Origin of the sequence: Butyricimonas sp. DFI.6.44, assembly GCF_022132345.1 — a bacterium.
Classification (GTDB): Bacteria; Bacteroidota; Bacteroidia; order Bacteroidales; family Marinifilaceae; genus Butyricimonas; species Butyricimonas muris.
In genome coordinates this window covers 1-15000 of sequence record NZ_JAKNJD010000026.1, presented here as the reverse complement: position 1 = coordinate 15000, position 15000 = coordinate 1, and the positions used below count along the sequence as shown (strand labels likewise).

Sequence of the window (15000 nt, the reverse complement as noted above, 5' to 3'; positions counted from 1 at the left end):
ACCCGTGTTACAAGAATGAAAATCTTGCGTCCTAACCCCTAGACGAACGGACCATCGCTAAGCCGATTATTATCAGCTTTGTAGTCCGTACGGGAATCGAACCCGTGTTACAAGAATGAGAATCTTGCGTCCTAGCCCCTAGACGAACGGACCATATTTTGCTTTAGCGGTTGCAAATATACGGCAAATTTCATTCCAACCAAAGAAATCACTATTTTTTTTTCACTAACACACGCTTTTAGCGATATTTACGTTCCCAAATCTCTGTAAATCACCCCAAACACTCGGCGGGCATCTCCTCTCTAAAAGAGAAATATCGTCAAATTATGAATAAAATCATAGATATATTCCTACCTTTGCGGATATTAAATCGTTGAATCTTGAAACCTCACTTTCAATTTTCAACTTTCAATTTTCAAATTATATGGCAAAACTGTACCTTATCCCTACCCCCGTCGGCAACCTTGAAGACATCACGCTAAGAGCACTCCGTATATTAAAAGAAGTACCTCTCGTGCTTGCCGAGGACACCCGCACATCCGCGAAATTGCTCAAGCATTACGAGATCAACACCCCTCTGCTCTCGCACCACAAGTTCAACGAGCACCAGCAAGTGAGCCGCATCGCCGAACGCATCGCCCGCGGAGAGGACGTCGCCTTGATCAGTGACGCGGGCACACCCGGTATCTCCGATCCCGGCTTCCTGCTCGTCCGTACCTGTATAGAGCAAGGTATAGAAACCGAATGTCTGCCCGGGGCAACTGCCTTCGTGCCCGCCCTCGTCAATTCGGGGCTTCCCTGCGACCGTTTCTGCTTCGAGGGATTCCTGCCGCAAAAGAAAGGACGGCAAAAAAAACTCATCTCCCTCGCCGAGGAAGACCGCACGATGATTTTCTACGAATCCCCTTTCCGCCTTGTCAAAGCGTTAGAGCAAATGGCTGAATTTTTCGGGGAAAGCCGCCATGCCTGTGTTGCCCGCGAGATCAGCAAACTCTTCGAGGACTTCCAGCGGGGTACTCTCAAAGAACTGATCACACACTTCACCGAAAAAGGTGTAAAAGGCGAAATCGTCATCATCGTCGAGGGGAAACCCAAAAAGGAAACGGAGGAAGATTCCGAATAAATGTCACAGAAAATGTCACAGAAAATAGAAAATTCCATATCTTTGTTTTGTGAAAATCAAAAGTTGTGCTTTAGATTTTCATGATTTTCTAAAGTTGTACTTTAGATTTTCATGATTTTCTAAAGTTGTACTTTAGATTTTCATGATTTTCTAAAGCACTATACAATGATAACAAGATACTTAAAACTAGACGATGCTAAAACAGAAAGCATTTTCCTATGGGGAGCACGACAAACGGGGAAAAGTACATTGCTAAATAGTTTATTTCCCGAAGCAAAATATTACGACCTGCTAAAAGCAGATGAATTCGAACGTTTACACCGTCGTCCGTCACTTTTACGGGAGGAACTTATGTTATCCGGAGAATCGGACTTAGTCATTATAGATGAAGTACAGAAAGTTCCGGAACTATTGGATGAAGTGCATTGGCTTATCACCAATCGGGGCATTCGTTTCATATTATGCGGGTCAAGTGCACGAAAACTAAAACGAAGCGGAGCAAATCTATTAGGGGGACGTGCCGTGCGAAACGTACTCTACCCCTTTGTTAGCGAGGAACTCCCCGACTTCAATCTGATACGCGCTGTCAACAACGGTATGCTTCCCAGACATTATTTAATAGAAAACCCGCATAAACGCCTACAAGCATACATTGGCGACTATTTACAAGAAGAGATACGAGCGGAAGCACTAACAAGAAACTTGAATTCATTCAGCCGTTTCCTTGAAATTGCAGCTCTTACAAACGGGGAAATTGTCAATTATAACAACATTGCCACCGATGCAGGTGTTAGCGCACCCACGATAAAAGAATATTTCTCCATTCTATCCGAAACCATGTTGGGATATATGATTCCGGCATACGCGAAAGCCATCAAAAGACGATTAATACAATCTCCAAAATTCTATTATTTCGACGTGGGGATTGTCAATTATCTAACAAAACGTCATGAACTAGCTCCCGGCTCCGTCGATTTCGGGCATGCTTTTGAACATCTCATCATTCAAGAACTCATCGCTTACCTCGGGTACACTGACAATACCAATACCCTATCTTATTGGCGCACGACATCCGGCTACGAGGTGGACGCGATACTGGGAGATGCCAAAATTGCTATTGAAATCAAATCCACGGAAGAAGTACAATCCCGCCACTTGAAAGGATTAAAAGCTTTTAGCGAGGAACATCCCGAGGCGCGCCTAATCGTCGTGTCACTCGATCGCACCCCACGCGTCATGAACGGTGTAGAAATTTTACCGGCAACCGATTTTTTGCATAAACTCTGGAAAAGACAAATTATTTAACCGCTTACACGAATTCCAAATAATTATCCCTGTTCACCACGTGATACTCCACGTGAGGGTATGCTTCCCCGAAGGCTTTCGGCACAGGAGGCATTTTGTTTCCCCACTTGATCTCCAAGGCGGTAAGTTGCTCGGCGTGCACTTCTATTAAATCTATCTCTTGCTTGTCATAAGTGCGCCAAAAATAGAACTCTTTCCCTGTTCCGTCATTCAAACTTCTCTTTCGTCGTTCTCCTATCAAGTAATTTTCCCAAAGCGCACCGGCATCCTGCCGGATAGCCAAAGGCGAAAAATTCCCGATAATAGCATTCCGAATACCATTGTCATAAAAGTACCATTTCCCGGCTTTAGTCACTTCCTTGCGCAAATTGCGGGAATAGGCTCCCAAGCGATACACGACAAACACTTTTTCCAGCAGATCGAGATACTTCTCTACTGTAGTCTTGCTCATGCCAAGTTGTTTTCCCAGTTCTTCATAAGAAACTTCGCACCCCAATTGAAAGGCAACGAGCCGGAGCAACTCTCTCATTTTATTAGAATTCTTCAAGCCGTCAATAGTTAGAATATCCTTCAACAGATAAGCACTGACGATATCACGCAGGTAATCTGTCTTACATTCAAAACTATCAGCCATCACTACCTCCGGATACGAACCGTAGATCAAGCGTGCCTCCAGATTCCGGCGAGTATCCAGTGCCGTTTCCGTCTGTGCTATTTCACGCTGGGAAAAAGGCGTAAGCAAAAACTGTGTACCCCGACCGACCAATGGCTCCCCGGTCTTATTAAGCAAGTCAAATGATGATGACGCACTTGCCAACACACGGATACCATCGACTTCATCCACGATCAGTTTTAGTATATTGCCGATATAAGGAATGTTCTGTGCCTCATCAATAGCAAGCAATTCTACTCCTTCCAGCAAATGACGATAGTTCGCTATGGTACGATTTTCCAACAGAGCCAATGTGTCAAAATCCTCCCCGTTCAGCATCATCGCTCGTCCGGGATAATTGTCTACCAACTTACGCATGAGAATCGTCTTACCCACACGTCGAGCGCCAAAAATCAATATAGCCTTACCGGGCGTTATCCGTTCTACAATCCGATCTTCAAGTATTCGTTTTATCGTTTCCATAATTGTATTCCATAATCATAAAAGATAGGTATTTTTTCCAAATGGCGATTTTTACATTAAAATCGTACTCCACACTGGCGATTTTTACAAAACACTCGTTTACAGCGTCCAAAATACTTCTCGCATAATAAAAGGCATAGGAAAACGACAACTTACTCTCCCCTAAAGTAAAGATTTACAAAAACATAGAGTACCAAAAACGAGATTAAAAATATATCAAAAATCGTTGAATTTATGATACAAAGGTATTGTTTTTTTTGTTAATGGACTAAATAAATTCAAAAAAACGCAAACCTTTGCGTGAGTTTGACATCTAACATTCTTGATATCAATTATATATCAACTCAATAATATTACATTAAATATATAAAATCATATATTACCTGTATAGCTATAATATGGTATTTTAGTACACTCTTTTTTATATTATTAAACGAACGTTTAATAATACGTGAAACAATCTTGAAAAGATGCGTGCAAGTGAGGATCGCAACATTGAATATCAAGACAGAACAGGAGGATTGTGTTTAACAGCAAACATTTATCCTAAAAGCTGTCGGATAGAAAAAGAGGCTTCAGATAAAAATCTTGTGATTATTATTCTGGACGGAGACGGTATAGTTTCTATACCCGGATTCGACCGTTGTCGGGCGGGGAAAGGTAAACTTGTTTTCATCCCGGCAAACACGGCATGGGAAGTGGAAATACTCAATCCGGGACAAACCTTGGAAATACAATTCGCCGATCTCAATAATTTCTATTGCGAACTGTATTTCCGTTCGCTACTCCCTCTCTGCAACGATATCACTCACACGCTGCAACCCTTGTACTCCTGCCCCGCTATTGACGAGTATGTCGAGCGCGTCGTCGAAATGCTATACAGGAAGAGAACCCGCGAACTGTCAAACGACTACGAGTTATTCACCATTTTTGGGGTGTACTATCCCAGATCAGTTATTGCTAACTTTCTCTATCCTTTTCTTAAAACCCTCGAACTATGAAAAAACACGCGTCCCATCATATCACGACATGGGTAGGTATCGGCTTACTGTTATTACTAACCGTCACCACGACACAGGCACAACGCCACGTGGCGATAAAAACCAATCTCCTGCATGCCGCCACCGCGACGCCAAACTTCGGTATCGAGTTCGCCGTCCATCCCCGCCTGACCGTGGATCTTTGGGGAGCCTACAACCTTGTAGATTTCAAGGGCAACACCTCCCTGCGCCATTACCTGTTCCAACCCGAACTACGCTATTGGTTCTGCCGCACTTTCGAGGGACACTTCGCCGGGGTACATGCTCTCGTCGGACGGTTCGATACCGGGGGCGTATCCTTTATCAAGAGCTTGAAAAACTATCACTACCGGGGACCTCTCTTCGGGGCGGGTATCACTTACGGCTACCATTGGGTTGTCGGCAAACGGTGGGGCGTGGAGGCGGCATTCGGACTGGGCTACATTCGGCTGCGATACGACAAATACCAATGTTCCGGTTGTGCCGATATCAAAGCTCGCTACAAACGCGACTACTTCGGTCCCACGAAAGCCGCCGTGACACTCATGTTTTTTATCAACTAAACACGAGAAAATGAAAATAATACCTTATATTATATTATTCTTATTCCTCGCGAACGTTACCGAAACCGCCACCGCGAACACCACCGTGCCGGACACCGCATTCTTCCACCCGCGGGTAAGCGTGACTCTCGAACGGGTATCGCTCGCCGACGACAGCGTCACGGTACAACTGTCGGTAACTACCCGCGGTCTTCAATTGTCGAGGAAAGCATCCGTCACCATTATACCCCTGCTCGCGAGCAAGGGCAAGGAAAACCCCCTTCCCGCCGTCATCATCGCCGGCAAGCGCAGGGCAAAGCTCGACGCCCGGGAAACAGCACTCACCCGGCTTCCCGACAAAATTTACCGGGAACTACGCTTCCGTCGGGGACATGACATCGCCCTGCAATATACCGTCACAGTACCCTATAGCCCGTGGATGCGCGATGCAGCTCTCGGCATTCGCTACCTTACCAGCGAATGTCTCGCCGACGAAATTCTAGGCGTACAGACAGTCATACCCGACGTGTCGCTCACCGACGAGTACACCGTGTTGCGCGATGACCACGCAGCACTATCCGACAGCCTGCGGCAAGCTCGCGAAACCATCCGGCAATTCATCGTGCTGAAAGAAAGATTACTCGATTCCCTCGACGCACTAGCCGACCATTCTTGCCGAGGAATCATGTATCTCGCCTATCCCGTCGGGAGGACACCCTCCTGCCCGATTTCGGCGACAATCGACAGGAATTGTCCCGCATCGACAGCGTACTGCGTCCTTTGTTGGCGGATACCACTGTCACCATCCGTTCCGTCACGCTCACGGGTTACGCTTCCCCCGAGGGAAAATACGACCACAACGCGCACCTCGCCGCCCTGCGGGTGGCAAACGTGCTCAAGCACCTCTGCCGGGCATACCCCGCGATAGACCAAACCTTATTCCGTGCCTACTCCGTCGCCGAAGACTGGGAGGGTACAGTCCGGCTTCTGCGCGAATCCGACAAACCCTACAAGGAAGAAGTACTCCAAATCATCCGCGAATGCAACATCTTCGACGGCAGGGAAGCACGCCTCATCCGCCTCCGCAACGGCGACCCTTACCGCGATATGCTCAAAGATATATTCCCCCGCCTGCGACGCACGGAGTTCGTGGTGGAGTGGGAGAAAACAATTAACAATTGAAAATTGAAAGTTGAAAATTGAAAATGAGAAAGATTTAGAATAATAGAGATGAAAAGTTTACCGAAGACGAAAGAGTATTCCAGCTCTCCCTCTGTTTATAGAGGGAGCACCCCGGAAGGGGGAGGGAGTTGTGGCACTACCGCCTCAACAAACTCCTCCGTCAGCTCCACTGCCACCTCCTCTATAAACAGAGGAGGAGCTGGAATACCGTCCCCAACACCGGTAAAACAACCTGCAACTTGCCGCAGGCAAATGCAACTTGCAACCTGTAACTCGCCGAAGGCGAATGAATCCTGTAACTCGCCGAAGGCGACTCTAAATCATAAATCTAAAATCAACCGGTTTTTTAATCTTAAATCGTCAATCATAAATCTAAAATTAATTTTTTTCCTCACCAGCTGCACCCTCGACCCCGAACTGGCTGTCTGTCCCTACAACGTGTGGGTGGACTACACTTGCAGTGACGGGCAATCCATCACCTCGGGAGAATTTCCCGCGGCGGGCATCCGGCAATTCGTTTACGACTCCACCGGCTTGCTGGTGGGCGAATTTCCGGGTGACTCATGCCGTGCCGGGGTAGGAACGTTCCGCCTTCCGCCGGGTAAATACAACCTCATTACATGGACAAACACCTTGCCCGACGGTTGCACCTTCCGGAACGTTACCCCCGGCACGAGCCACCTGCCCGAGAGTCACCTGCATCCCCGACCGCGGGACAACGCCTCCCGCCACGGCGGCGACGACATCCCGCACCACCTCTGCGTCGGGCGGCTCTACCACGGGAACACCTCGTTCACCGTGCCCCGCCACGGCGTCACCCGCCTCCGGGTGGGGCTGATGCACGCCCACGCCCGGCTGAACCTCACCGTCGAGTGGGCGGACGGGGTGCTGCCCGCCATTGCCCGCGGCGACGGCGCTCCCGTCATGTGCGTCGAGGGCATACCCCTCGGCTACCGCTTCACGGGAGGCTCCCCGTGGGGCGACTATACCCTTCCCTGTCATGACGACGAGGCAGGCAAAGGCACGTACACCGTGCAGGCGGGCTTCGCCGGCGGCAAGGTCAAGGCGAACTTCACCACCTTGCGGCTCACCGACGAATGTCGCCCCACCGTCCACCTCACCCGTGACGGCACGCCACTCATCACCCCCGTCGACCTCAGCACCTATTTCCGGACAATGGGTATACGGCTCACAGACAACATACAACAAGAATTCGACCTCACCATACAAATCGGCAAAGACCAAACCCTCATCTTCCAAACCAACACCTCCGGGTGGGAAGAGGGAGGAAACATCGGAGCCAATTAACAATTGAAAATTGAAAGTTGAAAGTTGAAAATTGAAAATGAGAGAAAGGAAAAGAATAAAAGGAATCAAAAATATAGAAACTAAAATAAATAAACAACCATGAAAGCACACCCTACCATACCCGCGCCTCCCGGCAACCTGCAACCTGCAACTCGCCACAGGCGAACCCTTTGGCGAACCCCTCATTTTCAACTTTCAATTTTCAATTTTCAATTGCTTCTCGTGCTAATAGCCGCAGCTTGCACCGACGAAAAGCCGTTCGACACGACCGATCCCACCCTGCCCGTCCGCCTGAACCCCGGCGAGCAGGCGGTCACCCTCACTCTCGGCGGCATGGGTAAAGCGGCGACAGCCAAAAGCGAGGCGGGTATTCTCTCCCGGGCAGACAATAAAATAATTGAAACCGAAGCCGTTGTCAACACGCTCGACATCTACTGCTTCGTCAACCTCGCGCAGGACGGCAACGATGCCACCGCCAAGGCGGACTATACCCTCGAACGCATGTACAAGTACGCCCCCGGCGGTAATGGCAACGACTTCACGCTCGTTCCCGATGCCGACGGCTACCGTGCCGCCATCGGCATTCCCAAGGACGACCGCCTCCGCCGTTTCCTCGCCGTGGCAAACGACAACAATACGGCAAGGACATACACGGCAATCCCCGTCGGCAGCGACCGGACAAGCGCCACCCCGTACGCGGACATAGCGGCATGGACAGGCGCAAACACAGGTATCGATACCTACCTCCCCGCCACCGGCACCGTCCCCAAACGCCTCGCCATGAACGACGGAAGCTATACAGAGGTGGACGAACCCTTCTCCGCCGAGTACCTCGCCGAGGGGCTTCCCATCACCCTCTACCGCCTCGTCGCGCGTCTTGACATCAGCAACCCCGCCACCACGGGATTCACGATTACCCAAATCAACGGAAGTTACAAAAGCAACATCATGTTTTTCCCTCCCTACACGTTAGAGAAACGAGGTATGCAAATAGGAACGTCTTCCGATATCAGCAACGCCGAATACATCGCGGGTGCTCTCTACCTCTACCCTTATTCCGGCGAGGAGAAAAACAAAATCACCATCACCGGCACTCTCAACGGCACGTTACAAACCATCACCGTCGAAGCAACGCTCAAGCCCAACACCCGCTACCTCCTCCGCGTGCGCAACGACGGGAACAACGTCAGTGCCACCATCGAGGTGGCGCCGTGGAACGAAGGCAGCGACATCGACGCCCCGCTCCCCGGCGAGTACAACACGGCATACACGCTCGCACCCGCCGTTAGTGGCGGTCTCGTGAATAGAGCCATCGTCAATCGGGGCATATACGCCGCCGACATCGAACAATCCGCCCGCGTTATTCGGGTATATTCGGGTACGGACGCATCGTCCTTCCTTACCATCACGGGAGCCGACGGCAACTCCGCCCCCGTGGGCATCGTCATCCCACCCGAATTTGCAGACAAGATTAAAATCGGGACAAGCACCTCCACCCCGTCCGGGGCATGGCAAACCACCCTTGGTGAAGTCCAAAGCGACGATAGCGGAGGAGGAGCGCCTCCCATCCTCCAAAGCGTGAGTTTAACGCCCGGGAACACCCCCGCGAGCGGTAGCGGCATATCCGGGAGAGCAGGAACAAGCAGCGTCAGCACGCAAAAGCTACGCCCCGAAAGCAGCACTCTCACCTTTATCACCCGCTCCGCCGACGGTTCGTACAAATACGACGAATGGACTCTCGTGCTCGATATTTTAAGTAATAACGACACCCCGGTATCCGATTTTCCCACGGTGAAGGTACTCGATAGAAGCGCTTCCGACAGCTTATTGATTCAGTGATTTACGATTTTAGATTTCAGATTCCGGCCGCACAGGCATCGCTCTCGGGCGGCCGGAATTTTTCATTTTCAATTTTCAACTTTCAATTTTCAATTGTATGAATTATTTTCTTACCGGCATGTTCTTCACCCTCAGCATCAACACCTTTCTCTCGCAAATAGCAGACAGTCTGATCGCGGGAACGGTCAGCCTGCTGGGCGGTGTACTAAGTTCCATCATCGTCGCTTGGCTTAAACGACAATGGGACAGGAGAAACTGATTTAGGGTTATACCCCTAAAAAGTATCTAAAAAAGAAAAGTTTTTAGGGTTATACCCCTAAAAACTTTTCGTATCAAATCACATATTGATCTTATTTACATTTCTGGCACTCGAAATATTTCCATACCCCGGCAGCGCAAACAGCACCCAAGAAAGGAGCCACGATAAACAGCCACAATTGGCTCAACGCCTTACCACCCTCGAACAACGCCGGAGCGATACTTCTTGCCGGATTCACGGATGTTCCCGTCACGGGGATACAAACAATATGAATCAACACCAACGCGAGACCGATAGCCAGCCCGGCAAACCCGGCAGGTGCATTGGCACTGGTAGACCCCAGTACAACCAGAATAAAGATAAAGGTAAAGACAAATTCCGCCACGAAAGCAGGCACTGCGTTACCTTCCCCGTACATGTTCGCACCTGTTCCTTCCAATCCCATTCCGGAAGAAATCACGTAAAGAATCGCCGAACCGATAAGGGCACCGATGACTTGAAACAACATATACATACCGGCATCTTTGCCACTCATTCGTCCCGCCAAGAGCACACCCAACGTAATCGCCGGATTGATATGGCAACCGGAAATACTACCAATCGTGTAAACCATTGCCAACACGGACAAACCAAATGCAAACGCAATACCCAAGAAACCGATCTCACTTCCGGCAATCACCGCACTCCCACATCCCATAAGCACCAAAACCATCGTTCCGATCATTTCAGCTAAATACTTTTTCATAATTCTTGCTATTTAGATTGATAATCATTACAATAACACACGATTATTGCAACACACTTGTACATTTAAACAACAAGTTTAAGAAAAATATCTTTCCATTATTCACATCTGCCATTATTTTTCACCATCTCCAATGGCAAGTTACACGATAAAAATAGTGAAAGTGCCCTTCATCAGGACACTTTCACTATTTTATAAAATTCGTAATCTACTTAGAAAACTTACGACCGTGGAATTGAGCGCTATCACCCAATTCTTCCTCGATACGAAGCAATTGATTGTATTTTGCCATACGATCGGAACGGCTCAATGAACCTGTCTTGATCTGACCGGAGTTCGTGGCAACAGCGATGTCGGCAATCGTGGCATCCTCCGTCTCCCCAGAACGATGTGAAGTCACCGAAGTGTAACCTGCGCGATGAGCCATCTCGATAGCATCCAACGTTTCGGTCAAAGTACCGATCTGGTTTACCTTAATCAAGATAGAATTGGCGCACCCCATATCAATACCTTTCTTCAAGTATTGCACGTTGGTCACGAACAGGTCATCACCTACCAATTGGCAACGGTCACCGATACGTTTTGTCAGCAATTGCCAGCCATCCCAGTCATTCTCGCTCATTCCGTCCTCGATAGAATCGATCGGATAACGGGATATCAACTCTTCCAGATAATCCACTTGTTGCGCGGAAGTACGTTTGGCACCCGTGGCCCCCTCGAACTTGGAATAGTCATAAATACCATCCTTGTAGAACTCGGAAGAAGCGCAATCCAAACCAATCATTACATCCTCGCCCGCCTTGTACCCGGCAGCCTCGATAGCCTTTATAATAGATTCCAACGCATCCTCTGTCCCTTTCAACGCGGGAGCGAAACCACCCTCGTCGCCGACAGCCGTACTCAATCCTCTATCGTGAAGTACTTTTTTCAAACTATGGAAAACCTCGGCGCCCATACGCAAAGCCTCACGGAAAGATTCCGCCCCCACGGGACGAATCATAAACTCCTGAAAAGCAATCGGAGCGTCGGAATGAGACCCCCCGTTAATAATATTCATCATCGGAACCGGTAAAACTTTAGCATTTACCCCACCGATATAACGGTACAACGGCATCTCCAAAGCATTGGCAGCAGCCTTGGCACAAGCCAAAGATACGCCCAACAAAGCATTGGCGCCCAAATTACTCTTGGTCGGGGTTCCGTCAAGTTCAAGCAACGTCCGGTCAATACCGACTTGATCCGTCACTTCCATTCCCAACAACGCATCGGCAATCACCGTGTTTACATTATTCACGGCTTTGGTCACACCCTTACCGCCATATCTTTTTTTATCACCGTCACGCAATTCCAATGCTTCATGTTCTCCGGTGGATGCCCCGGACGGCACAGCAGCACGTCCCATCACTCCACATTCCAAAAGAACATCTACTTCTACTGTCGGGTTCCCTCTGGAATCCAACACTTCTCTTCCTATAACTTCAGTAATGTACATTCTTCTTTACTTTAAAAAGTTGGTAAATAAATTGTTGTGACTAAGGTACGTAAAACAAACGAAAAAGTCACCCGAAATAGTTTATAAAGTTTTTAAAGTTTATAAAATGCATAAAGTCAAGAATCTATCGAGGACATCACTTTTGAATAAAACCACTACCACAATCTCCACTATAAACAGTTCCTCTCTATATACCTCTTTTCCCACGTTCAAGACTGTATTCCAGCTCCTCCTCTGTTTATAGAGAAGGAGGATGCGAAGCAGACGGAGAGCTGGTTACTATCTTCATTTTGGGAAATTTTTTATTTTAACAACCTCTTCTAACGTAAAAAAAGAAAAGTATAAAGTAAACTTCAAGGACATTATAAACCTTTTCCGATTAAATTTGTCTTATTGTCACGGAGGAAGATCAAGGATACAAGCGATTTGAAACTTAGAATTTAAAATCTACAATTGACTTGTCTTTCTCCGAGGAATGTTCAAAATTGTGTATAAAGTGTATGAGTAAAATGAAAGATGTCGTCTTGACTATCTTCCTTGTCTTATTGGGCACTGCCGTGTTCTCGCAAACCGGACAAACGGGAAGTATCAAGGGGAAGATTATCGACGCGAAGACAAAAGAAGCCCTAGAGTTTGTAAACGTAAGTATCCGGACAAAAGATTCCGGCAAAACGTTAGTCACGGGAACAGTGACCGACTCCACCGGAGTGTTCCACTTGAGTAGAATTAAAAACGGTACTTATATTCTCTCCGCATCCTATATCGGGTATCGGACGCAGGAAAAGGAGTTCACGATCTCCTCGAAAGAGAGAAATATCAACCTGCGCAACCTCCTTCTGGAGGAAGATGCCCAAGCAATCAGCGAAGTTCAAGTAGTCGCGCAACGCGCTCAAATGAGGTTCGAGATTGATAAAAAGGTTTTTGACGTGGCCTCTAACATCTCTCAAGCGGGAGGATCGGCAAGTGATATTCTCGGCAATATTCCCTCCGTGGAAGTGGACAACGAGGGGGAAATCTCCCTGCGGGGTAATTCCAGCGTGACGATCTGGATTAACGGGAAAGCATCCGGCTTGACCGCAGATAACCAAGCACAGATACTTGAGCAGATTCCGGCGGAAAGTATCGAACGGATAGAACTGATCACCAATCCCTCGGCAAAATTCAGCCCGGAAGGGACATCAGGCATTATCAATATTATCCTAAAAAAAGACCGGAAAGCAGGCTATTACGGAAGCATACAAACCGGAGCCGATACACAGGGCGGCTATAATGCCAGCGCCAATATAAACTACAATAGCGGCAAAGTGGAAACCTACCTGAACGCCGGATACCGGCAAAGGAAATCGGAGGGGGAAGACAATACCAACCGCACGAACACGGACGAAGCAGGTAACCCCGTTTCCTACTTGAACCAGAAAGGAAAAAGTGACCGGAACGGTAGCTCGGTATTCGTCCGCGCGGGAATTACCTATAACTTTACCCCCAAGGATCACTTGAGTCTGGAAGCATTCGCGCACTTCGGGGATCGGAAATCGGACAATATGATCCGTTACGAGAGCAACGTGCCGGGATCTTTCACCACGAGCGAACGACTGACGCATTCCAAGAATTCGTCGAACGGCAATAATATCAATCTGGACTATAAACACGAATTCAATAAAAACAGCAACATCACTGCCCGCGCTTCATGGGACTTGTGGAAATCGGACGGTACGGACACGTACAAGCAACACTCGTTTTACCCGGAAGGAAAAGAAACCGCTTCATGGCAACAACAGGAAAGCGACAACCGCAGCCAATCATGGGAATTTCAAGTGGACTACGTGAATAAATTCAGCGAAGACAGTAAAGTGGAAGCCGGGTACAAAGGCTCGCTCAGCAACCGGAAAAGTCCCGTGGAAACCTATTCCGGGGCAACGGAAGCATCTGCCGTGCTGGACGAACTATTGTTCAACAAATACATATACGACCAGAATATACAGGCTCTATATGCCACGTATTCGACCAAATTAAACCAATTCGGGGTACAAGTCGGGTTACGGGGAGAATACACGGATACCGAAACGAAATCATTGGGTTACGGGGAACACCGGAGCGAGGTGAAACCTTACAAAAATGATTACTTCAGTCTGTTCCCCAGTGTATTTCTTTCGTACAGCCTGCCGAAAGACAACAAAGTACAAATAAATTACACCCGTCGCATTTCCCGTCCCCGCGGATGGCAGCTAAACCCGTTCGTGAACATGACTGACTCGCTCAATATCTCGTATGGCAACCCGTACCTCGATCCGGAGTTCTCCAACTCCTTCGAGGTAAACTACATTAAGAACTGGGAAAAACACACGCTTTCACTTTCCGCGTACTATCGGAACACGGATGATGTCATCCAACGTATCCGCTACCGCGAGGGAGACGTGATGAAAAGCACTTCCGCCAATATCACGCGATCGTCGTCCACCGGAGCCGAAATCGTGGCAAAAAACAAATTTTTCAGCTTTCTGGATATAACGACCACCATGAATCTCTATTACAACAAGCTGGACGGCTTCTCGTACACGCCGGAAGGAACCGACACCCCGGTAACAGGGGAAAAAGATGATAATTTCTCGTGGAATGCCAAAATGATCGCCAATGCCATGCTTCCCTACGCTATTTCCCTACAGGCAACGGGGAATTATAATTCGAGACGGATCATTGCCCAAGGACACCGGAAATCCAATTACAGCATAGATCTCGGTGCCCGGAAATCGTTCTTCAACCGGAAAGTTACTTTCAGCGTAAACGTACAGGATATCCTTAATTCCCGCAACTGGCATAGTATCACCTCCGGCAACGGCTTCCGTCAAGATAGCGATAGCTGGAGAAAAGGGCAAGTATTCCGCTTCACCCTAAGCTACAATTTCGGCAACATGAAAGCCACCCCTAAAAAACAACAACGCCAACAGAATGAAATGAATGGCATAGAAGAGGAATTTTAGTTTGTAAAACCTACAAACAAAGAAAGGGACTGTCTAACAAGTTTTAGACAGTTCTTTTTTTTTGTAAAAATAA

The 15000-nt window shown here is 48.2% G+C and carries 13 protein-coding genes, 1 tRNA gene and 1 pseudogene; 9 read left to right on the top strand and 6 right to left on the bottom strand.

The window, feature by feature from the left end; genetic code table 11:
* Positions 1-81: 81 nt before the first annotated feature.
* A tRNA-Glu gene (locus tag L0M98_RS22445) sits at positions 82-153 on the bottom strand.
* Positions 154-424: 271 nt separating this feature from the next.
* On the opposite strand from L0M98_RS22445, the gene rsmI reads away from it, so the two are divergent.
* Together rsmI and L0M98_RS22435 are read left to right on the top strand one after the other, a co-directional pair.
* Positions 425-1123 carry a 16S rRNA (cytidine(1402)-2'-O)-methyltransferase gene (gene rsmI / locus L0M98_RS22440; protein WP_099291651.1) on the top strand — a complete coding sequence of 233 codons (699 nt, stop codon included), beginning with the start codon at positions 425-427 and terminating at the stop codon, positions 1121-1123.
* A 165-nt stretch (positions 1124-1288) separates the two neighbouring features.
* Entirely contained in the window at positions 1289-2428 is a 1140-nt protein-coding gene (locus L0M98_RS22435; RefSeq protein WP_186975967.1) for an ATP-binding protein, read from the top strand.
* Between the two features lie 4 nt (positions 2429-2432).
* Here L0M98_RS22435 and L0M98_RS22430 read toward each other — a convergent pair whose 3' ends face one another.
* Positions 2433-3563, bottom strand: coding sequence for an ATP-binding protein (locus L0M98_RS22430; protein WP_227217880.1), 1131 nt, complete (start codon positions 3561-3563; stop codon positions 2433-2435).
* A gap of 470 nt (positions 3564-4033) precedes the next feature.
* On the opposite strand from L0M98_RS22430, the gene L0M98_RS22425 reads away from it, so the two are divergent.
* Both L0M98_RS22425 and L0M98_RS22420 read left to right on the top strand, forming a co-directional pair.
* The gene (locus L0M98_RS22425; protein WP_227217881.1) at positions 4034-4564 is read left to right on the top strand and encodes a hypothetical protein; all 531 of its coding nucleotides are present in this window, start codon (positions 4034-4036) and stop codon (positions 4562-4564) included.
* Positions 4561-5145, top strand: coding sequence for a DUF3575 domain-containing protein (locus L0M98_RS22420; RefSeq protein WP_227217882.1), 585 nt, complete (start codon positions 4561-4563; stop codon positions 5143-5145). Before L0M98_RS22425 ends, L0M98_RS22420 begins: the two co-directional genes overlap by 4 nt.
* Before the next feature lie 40 nt (positions 5146-5185).
* On the opposite strand, the gene L0M98_RS22780 is transcribed toward L0M98_RS22420, so the two are convergent.
* Positions 5186-5341, bottom strand: coding sequence for a hypothetical protein (locus tag L0M98_RS22780; protein WP_237962011.1), 156 nt, complete (start codon positions 5339-5341; stop codon positions 5186-5188).
* Here L0M98_RS22780 and L0M98_RS22775 point away from each other — a divergent pair.
* Positions 5342-5413: pseudogene (locus L0M98_RS22775) on the top strand (hypothetical protein); the annotation flags it as partial. It lies immediately after the preceding gene.
* 176 nt (positions 5414-5589) lie between these two features.
* Here L0M98_RS22775 and L0M98_RS22410 read toward each other — a convergent pair.
* Positions 5590-5811: a hypothetical protein gene (locus L0M98_RS22410; RefSeq protein ID WP_227217886.1), complete on the bottom strand. Its 222-nt coding sequence runs from the start codon at positions 5809-5811 to the stop codon at positions 5590-5592.
* On the opposite strand from L0M98_RS22410, the gene L0M98_RS22405 reads away from it, so the two are divergent.
* The 3 genes from L0M98_RS22405 to L0M98_RS22395 all read left to right on the top strand — a co-directional run bounded on the left by L0M98_RS22405 (position 5797) and on the right by L0M98_RS22395 (position 9453).
* Positions 5797-6306, top strand: a complete 510-nt coding sequence (locus L0M98_RS22405) for a hypothetical protein (protein WP_227217887.1) — start codon at positions 5797-5799, stop codon at positions 6304-6306. The two genes, L0M98_RS22410 and L0M98_RS22405, sit on opposite strands and share 15 nt — an antisense overlap.
* 48 nt (positions 6307-6354) lie before the next feature.
* On the top strand, positions 6355-7614 hold the full coding sequence (locus L0M98_RS22740; protein ID WP_370645707.1) for a FimB/Mfa2 family fimbrial subunit: 1260 nt from the start codon (positions 6355-6357) through the stop codon (positions 7612-7614).
* A gap of 99 nt (positions 7615-7713) precedes the next feature.
* Positions 7714-9453, top strand: coding sequence for a hypothetical protein (locus L0M98_RS22395; protein WP_227217884.1), 1740 nt, complete (start codon positions 7714-7716; stop codon positions 9451-9453).
* Between the two features lie 350 nt (positions 9454-9803).
* Here the strand turns inward: L0M98_RS22395 and L0M98_RS22390 are convergent, their stop codons facing one another.
* Both L0M98_RS22390 and eno read right to left on the bottom strand, forming a co-directional pair.
* Positions 9804-10457 carry an aquaporin gene (locus L0M98_RS22390; RefSeq protein WP_099291635.1) on the bottom strand — a complete coding sequence of 218 codons (654 nt, stop codon included), beginning with the start codon at positions 10455-10457 and terminating at the stop codon, positions 9804-9806.
* A 208-nt stretch (positions 10458-10665) separates the two neighbouring features.
* Positions 10666-11949, bottom strand: coding sequence for a phosphopyruvate hydratase (gene eno, locus L0M98_RS22385; RefSeq protein ID WP_099291634.1), 1284 nt, complete (start codon positions 11947-11949; stop codon positions 10666-10668).
* 500 nt (positions 11950-12449) lie between these two features.
* Here eno and L0M98_RS22380 point away from each other — a divergent pair, with 500 nt between their 5' ends.
* Entirely contained in the window at positions 12450-14927 is a 2478-nt protein-coding gene (locus tag L0M98_RS22380; protein ID WP_227217885.1) for a TonB-dependent receptor domain-containing protein, read from the top strand.
* The last annotated feature ends 73 nt before the right edge of the window (positions 14928-15000 follow it).